This window comes from Algoriphagus ornithinivorans (genome assembly GCF_900115305.1).
GTDB classification, from domain to species: domain Bacteria; phylum Bacteroidota; class Bacteroidia; order Cytophagales; family Cyclobacteriaceae; genus Algoriphagus; species Algoriphagus ornithinivorans.
This window is the reverse complement of the sequence record NZ_FOVW01000018.1, coordinates 1-7728: the sequence shown is the minus strand read 5'-3', so window position 1 is coordinate 7728 and position 7728 is coordinate 1. Positions and strand designations below refer to the sequence as shown.

The window sequence follows — 7728 nt, the reverse complement described above, 5'->3', positions numbered from 1 at the left end:
CAGCTACACGTTTAAGGTGACCAACACGGGCAATGTGACCTTGAGTAACATTGTACTGGAAGATGATAAAGTAACGGTAAGCGGCGGACCGATCACGAGTCTGGCTCCTGGAGCAAGCGACGCGACGACCTTCACGGCGAGCTATGTGCTGACCCAGGAGGACATTGATGCGGGCAAGGTGTTGAACTTGGCGGTAGCCAGAGGGGAAGCACCGGGCGGAGATCCAAATGATCCTTCCGACGATGTGACAGCGGAGTCTACCGATCCGACACCGGTGAGTGCGGATGAGCGTGACCCTGAGTGTCCAACCTGTACGGTGACGATCTTGCCAAGAACAGCTAGTCTTTCAATCGACAAAGCAGCTGACAAGCAGTCGATCAGTGAAGTGGGTGAAGTGATTACTTATACCTTGACTGTGACCAATGACGGAAACGTGACGCTGACAGATATAGTGGTGAACGATCCGCTGACCGGATTCAACGCGACGATCCCAAGTCTGGCACCGGGAGCATCTGAAGAGCTGGAGACCAGCTACACGGTGACTCAGGAAGATCTGGACAGAGGCTTTGTAAGTAACGTTGCAACAGCTACGACGACTTACGGAGAAGAGGAGATCAGTGCTGAAGATGAAGAAACAGTAGTGGTAGCGGATATGCCATCCTTGACGATCGACAAAGTAGCAGACAAGCAGTCGATCAGTGAAGTGGGCGAGGTGATTACTTATACCTTGACTGTGACCAATGACGGCAACGTGACGCTGACAGATATTGTGGTGAACGATCCGTTGACAGGATTCAACACGACGATCTCAAGTCTGGCACCGGGAGCATCTGAAGAGCTGGAGACCAGTTATACGGTGACCCAGGAAGATCTGGACAGAGGCTTTGTGAGAAACGTGGCGACAGCTACGACGACTTACGGAGAAAAGGAGATCAGTGCTGAAGATGAAGAAACAGTAGTGGTAGCGGATATGCCATCCTTGACGATCGACAAAGTAGCAGACAAGCAGTCGATCAGTGAGGTAGGCGAGGTGATTACTTATACCTTGACTGTGACCAATGACGGCAACGTGACGCTGACAGATATAGTGGTGAATGATCCGCTGACAGGATTCAGCGCGACGATCTCAAGTCTGGCACCGGGAGCATCTGAAGAGCTGGAGACCAGCTACACGGTGACTCAGGAAGATCTGGACAGAGGCTTTGTAAGAAACGTGGCGACAGCTACGACGACTTACGGAGAAGAGGAGATCAGTGCTGAAGATGAAGAAACAGTAGTGGTAGCGGATATGCCATCCTTGACGATCGACAAAGTAGCAGACAAGCAGTCGATCAGTGAGGTAGGCGAGGTGATTACTTATACCTTGACTGTGACCAATGACGGCAACGTGACGCTGACAGATATAGTGGTGAATGATCCGCTGACAGGATTCAGCGCGACGATCTCAAGTCTGGCACCGGGAGCATCTGAAGAGCTGGAGACCAGCTACACGGTGACTCAGGAAGATCTGGACAGAGGCTTTGTAAGAAACGTGGCGACAGCTACGACGACTTACGGAGAAAAGGAGATCAGTGCTGAAGATGAAGAAACTGTAACAGTAAGTCAAAGCCCATCTATCTCGATTGTCAAGACATCTGATGTGAGTTCGGTGAGCACAGTTGGCCAGGTGATTACATATACATTGACTGTAACCAATACAGGTAATGTGACCTTGACCAATATAGTGGTGAATGATCCGCTGACAGGCTTTACTGAGACTATTCCTTCTTTGAATTCAAATCAGTCTGTGACCTTCCAAACCAGCTACACGGTTACTGCAGCTGACTTGAATAAAGGAAGTATTGTGAACGTTGCGACTGCGACAACAAGCTTTAATGAGCAACCAGTAACAGCAGAGGATGATGCGATAGTGACGGTAGATCAGAATCCATCTATTTCGATTGTCAAGACATCAGATGTGAGTTCAGTGAGTACAATAGGCCAGGTGATTACATATACATTGACTGTGACCAATACAGGTAATGTAACCTTGACCAATATTGTGGTAAATGATCCGCTGACAGGCTTTACTGAGACCATTCCTTCTTTGAATGCAAATCAGTCTGTGACCTTCCAAACTAGCTACACGGTTACTGCAGCTGACTTGAATAATGGAAGTATTGTGAACGTTGCTACGGCATCATCAAACTTCAATGAACAGCCAGTTACGGCTGAGGATGACGCGACAGTGACTGTAGATCAGAATCCATCTATTTCGATTGTCAAGACATCAGATGTGAGTTCAGTGAGTACAGTAGGCCAGGTGATTACATATACATTGACTGTGACCAATACAGGTAATGTAACTCTGACAAACATTGTGGTGAATGATCCACTAACAGGATTTACAGAGAATATTTCTTCTCTAGGCCAAGGACAATCAGTTGTATTTACCACAACTTATGTGGTAGAGCAAGGTGACTTGGATTCTGGAAGTATTGTCAACGTTGCGACAGCATCGACAAACTTCAACGAGCAACCAGTAAATGCTGAAGACGAAGCGATAGTTACTGTTGATGGTAATCCTTCGATATTAATTGTTAAATCCTCAGATGTTGAATCTGTGACTTTGGCTGACCAAGTAATTACCTATACTTTGACAGTAACAAACACTGGTAATATTACTTTGACCAATGTGCTAGTAAATGATCCATTGACTGGATTCGAAAATACGATTAGTACACTTGCACCTGGTCAAGTAGTAGAGTTTACCACTAGCTACACAGTTACTCAGGAAGACATAGATAGCGGTGAGGTTGAAAACATTGCCTCTGTCACCGGTAATGCAGGAGTGGAAGAAGTATCTGATACGGATACCTTGATTGTACCTGCGGTTCAGAATCCGGATATCCAGATTGAGATCACTGATAACGATGCAGTGATTACTGAAGCGGGTCAGGAGATTCCTTACACGATTACGGTGACCAACACCGGTAATGTGACTCTGACCAATGTGACGGTTGTGGATACCAAAACAGGTTTGGTGGTGAACATCGGAACTTTGAAGCCGGGAGAGACCAAAACTGTGGAAACCACTTATCCTGTCACCCAGGAAGATGTAGATGCAGGCCAGGTTACCAATGATGCGAGTGTAACTGGTCAGAGCCCGAACCCTGGCGATGACGATCCTACAGACAGTGATTCGGTGACTACGCCAATTACTCCTGCACCAGGAATATCGATTGTGAAGAGCAGCGACAAGTCTGAGATCAGGGATCTGGGTGAAACGGTAACCTACACGTTGGTTGTGACCAACACGGGTAATGTGACGCTGACCAACATTTTGGTAAGCGATCCACTGACCGGATTGAACGAAGTGATCGAAACGCTGGCTCCAGGAGAGAGCGTGACGATAGAGACAAGCTACGTGGTGACCCAAGAAGATCTGGACCGAGGCAGTTTGTTGAATGTGGCTTCAGTAAGCGGAGAGACTCCTGATGGGGAGCAGATCGGAGACGAGGATGAAGTGAGCATCGGAGTAGGCATCCGTGAGATCATAGCCAATGACGATGACTTCGGAACTTACTTTGTGAGCTACGGCGGCAGACTGGGCAACATTCTGGAGAACGATCTGTTGGACGGCCAGAGACCTGATCCTGCGGATGTGGACTTCGAATTCACGGAGCTGGACGGAGTGATCGGTTTGCTGATCGACGAGAACGGAGATCTGAGCCTGATACCGGGAGTGAACGAAGCCAGAGAATATACTTTACGCTATGTATTGCGAGAGGTGGCCAACCCGAACAACAGCGATGATGCTTTTGTTGTGTTCAGATTATTGAATGACAATGTGAATCTGGGCGTGAGCAAAGAGGCACTGAGTGACGAGGTGTTCGAGGGCGACGAGTTCGAGTATGAGATTGTGGTGGTGAACCAGGGAGGCACAGATGCCAGAAACGTGGTGATCACGGACAATCTACCGAACGGAGTGACTTATTTGAGCAACCGGGTGGAGAGCAACAGTGCGAACGTGGAAGTGAACGTGAACGTGTCTGGCTCTGCGATTACCTGGAGGATACCATTCTTCCCGGCCGATGCGAGGATTGTGTTCCGAGTTCGGGTGAAAGCGGGAGCTGCGGGTACGGTGACCAACACGGTGATCGTAGGCGCTGACGAGGATGACACGGATGAGTCGGATAATCAGGACAGTGATGTGACTGAAATCAGACCATTCCACATTCCGAACGTGATCACGCCGAACAACGACGGACTGAACGACACCTTCGAGATTCAGGGACTGAATAAGTTTGTATCGAACCGAATAGTTATCTTCAACAGATATGGTGATCATGTTTTAGAAGCTGAGAACTACAAGAACGATTGGAACGCACCTGGTCAGGTTGCAGGCACTTACTTCTACGTCCTTGTGACAGTAGACAGTCAGGGAAGAGAACATGTGTTCAAAGGCTGGATTCAGGTTATCTGGCAAAAGGAACTATAATTCCAATAATCCCCAGATAGAAAACTTCTGTCTGGGGTTACTTTAAAAGAAAATAAAAAGTTATGAAAAAGACTTTTAAAATAGTTGGATTGACCTTGTTGATAGCTCTATGGGCTTTTACGGGGACTTTTGCCCAGCAGCTTCCACAGTTCAGTCAGTATATTTTCAACGGGCTGCATGTGAATCCGGGCTATGCGGGCTACAAGGGAGAGCCGTATATCCAGAGTACGTACCGGACGCAGTGGATCCGTTTCCCGGGCAGTCCGGAGACGTTCACGGTGACTGCGGACCTGAGTGCGAACGAGGGTACGATGGGTTTTGGGATTTCGATATTGAGTGACAACATCGGACCTGCGCGTACGAACACGGGACTGCTGACTTATGCGTACCGGATCCAGACGGGAGCGAGGAGCTTTTTGGGACTGGGAGTGAGTGCGGGTTTGTCGGAGTATGCGATAGACGGGAGCATGCTGGACCCGAATGATTTTCCGGATCCGGATATTCCGGAGGGACGGATCAACATGTTTGTTCCGAACCTGAATACGGGATTGTTTTTCCACAGTGACCGTTTTTATGCGGGTTTCAGTGTGTACAACATGATCGGGAAGCGTGCCTTGGAGCGGGAGGATTTTGCTTTGGCCTACCATGATTTTCACTACTATCTGACGATGGGGGCGCTGTTTGATCTGGGCAGCACGGTGAAGTTCAAGCCGAGTTTCCTGATCAAGGAGGTGAAGGGTGCGCCGACGAATTACGACCTGAACGCGATGTTTCTGTTCGGGGAGCGGATCTGGGTGGGGGGTTCCTACCGTTCGAACATGAAGATCTGGAACGACAATTTACCGGAGAACCTGTCGAACAGGAATGCGTTTGCGACCATCATTGAGATTTTCGCGACAGACAGGATCCGTTTGGGCTATGCGTATGACCACAACCTGAACGTGTTGCAGGACTACAGGACGAACTCGCATGAGCTTTCGGTAGGCTTTTATATGATTCCGAGAAAAGCAGTAATGAGAAACCAAAGATGGTTCTGATATGAAAAAGACACTGATGATATTGAGCCTTTCGACGGGCCTATTTTTAGGAGCGGTGACGGTATCTGAAGCCCAGAAGTCGAAGGTGCGTTATGCGGACCAGCAGATGGAGCTGATGAACTACCGCCATGCGATCGAAGAGTATAAGCTGGCCTATGCGAAGAAGCCGGGCTACGAGCTGGCGGTGAAGCTGGCCGAGGCCCACGAGACGGCCCGTGATTACGACGGGAGCTACGAATGGTGGAAGAACGTGGTGGGCTATGAGCAGGCGGGTTCGGAGGATTATCTGAACTACCTGTCGGCGGCACAGCGTACGGGCCGGATGGATGCGGTGGAGAGCGATCTGGCAGCCAAGGAAGTGAACGTGGATTCGCTGAAGCAGAATCTGGAGCAGCTGATCAGCCCTTCGAGCAGGAAGAAGGTGAAGCTGGAGAACGTGAAGGAACTGAACTCGGAGGCCTCGGACTTTCTGGTGGCCAAGGACGGCTCGGACAACCTGTATTTTGTATCGGACCGTGGAGCGACGTTCAGCCGGAAGATGCCGGGTATCCGGATAGACGGACGGAACAAGCTGTTCAGCGACCAGGGGAATGACTATACGGGCAGGAACTTTTTCGGCCTGTACAGAAAAAGCGCCGACGGGGAACTGGAGGAGCTGGTGTCGAACATTCCGGGGACCTACAATTTTTCGGACCCGAGTTACGCAAAGCAGGCAGGCCTGCTGTTTTACTCGGTGACCAGAGACATCAAGAAAGTAAGAAAAGACAGAAACATCGCAGTACAGCCGGAGATCTACTACAGCAAGGTGACCCCCGAGGGGACGCTGGAAGGCTACATGGCCTTTCCCTACAACGACTCGCTGGCATACTCGGTGATGAACCCTTTCATAGACGAACAGTCGAAGCGGCTGTACTTTGCCTCCGACCGTCAGGATGGAGTGTGGGGAGAGTCTTATGGGGGATATGACATTTATTATTCGGTCTACGATGAGAACATGGTGTTCTCCACTCCGGTGAATGCGGGAGCGGCGGTGAACACGAAGGGAGACGAGACCCATCCGTTCCGCAAAGGGGACAAGTTTTACTTTTCCTCTACGGGCCACCCGAGAGTGGGAGGTATGGACGTGTACATGGCCGACTTCAGCCCTTCGGGCATCAGCAATGTGCAGAATATGGGGATGCCGATCAACTCGCTGTCGGATGACTTCGGTTACCGGGAGCTGGAGAACGGAGACATTTACCTGGCCTCGAACCGCAAGGGAGGAATGGGTCTGGATGACCTGTACCTGATCGAGGAAGTGTACAAGCAGTTTCTGGCGCGGGTGATTGACTGCGACGGACTGGTGATGACAGACAGTTACATGGCCACGCTGCGGGACAATACCCAGAACGGGAACGTGCAGACGCAGCGGAACGGAACGGGAGCACTGGCAGCAGAACTGGAGCCGGACAGTGACTTTTCACTGACGATTTCCAAGCCGGGCTACTTTACGCTGACAGACAACGCGATCACCACCAAAGGCTTTGCTGGAGATACGCTGAAGCGGGAATACACGCTGAAGCCGATCCCGTATCAGCTGCCGGTGTTTGTGGACATTGTGTACTACGACCTGGACAAGTACGTGATCAGAAAGGACGCGAAGCCGGCCTTGGACAAGATCGCCGAGATCATGCAGAAGTATCCGTTCCTGGATTTGCTGGTGGCCTCGCATACCGACTCCAGAGCCTCGGATGAATACAACATCAAGCTGTCGAACAACCGTGCGACGGCAGTGACCGAATACATGGCGCAGTACAACATCGCAGCCGAGCGCATCCGTCTGGAATGGTTCGGGGAGCAGAAGCTGGTGAACGACTGCGGGAACGGGGTACCGTGTTCGGAGGCGAACCATCAGCTGAACAGAAGATCGGAGCTGGTGCTGGAAGCCTTCCCGGATCCGACCAAGCAGTATGATATCCCGGAAGCGCTGAAGGATATGGACTTCTGTAACCCGGAAGACATCTTTGAGGTGCTGAACAAGGAGATCAGCGACATCCCGACGATCTATTTTGACTTTGACAAGGCGATGTTGCGTTCGGTGCACAAGCAGGAGCTGGAGCGTGTGGCGATCATGCTGGAGCGGATGCCGAACCTGATGCTGTACATCGAGGGTCATACCGACCAGCGGGGCAGCGATGCCTACAACGAGAAGCTGTCGGCACGCAGATCAAA

At 50.6% G+C, this 7728-nt stretch carries 3 protein-coding genes; all 3 read left to right on the top strand.

Features of this window, described 5'->3' with window-relative positions:
- Positions 1-4480, top strand: a 4480-nt coding sequence (locus BM073_RS17890) for a CLIPPER-2 domain-containing protein (protein WP_139217530.1), incomplete at its 5' end; no start/stop codon positions are given.
- Positions 4481-4542: 62 nt separating this feature from the next.
- A complete protein-coding gene (locus tag BM073_RS17885) occupies positions 4543-5517 on the top strand; it encodes a PorP/SprF family type IX secretion system membrane protein (protein WP_091655707.1) in 975 nt (324 codons plus the stop codon).
- 1 nt (position 5518) lies between these two features.
- Positions 5519-7728: OmpA family protein (locus BM073_RS17880; protein WP_091655706.1), on the top strand; the 2210-nt coding region annotated here is incomplete at its 3' end.

Coding starts and splice junctions, on each gene's coding strand:
- BM073_RS17885 (WP_091655707.1), top strand. CDS start 4,543: ATGAAAAAGACTTTTAAAATAGTTGGATTGACCTTGTTGATAGCTCTA.